Annotated in this window: 1 pseudogene; it reads right to left on the bottom strand. The window is 66.2% G+C overall.

The features are described 5' to 3' along the window. Nucleotides 1-263, bottom strand: a pseudogene (locus tag SB764_RS41515) (hypothetical protein); the annotation flags it as partial.

Below are 263 nucleotides of genomic sequence, written 5' to 3'. Positions count from 1 at the left end.
CGCGGAGCAAGGAAATATTTCGGGTGGCACCCGCCAGCCACGTCCGCCGTCGGAACCAGCCGGCAAAGCCGATCACCACGGAGAAGGCGGCGGACGCCGCTGCGATGAGTACCGCGACGGCCCAGGGGACATTCGTTGGGACGGAAGCGCAGGCACCCAGCGCCAAGATGCCGAAGAAGGGCCCGATGGGTTTGAGCCGCACTGCGTCCGCATACAGTGACCCGACTCCAGCGAACAGTGCCTCTACCAGCACCAGCCACCAG

It is taken from the genome of Paraburkholderia sp. SIMBA_027 (assembly GCF_046535315.1).
In the GTDB taxonomy this organism is placed as follows: Bacteria; Pseudomonadota; Gammaproteobacteria; order Burkholderiales; family Burkholderiaceae; genus Paraburkholderia; species Paraburkholderia tropica.
This window is presented reverse-complemented; position numbering and strand designations above follow the sequence as displayed.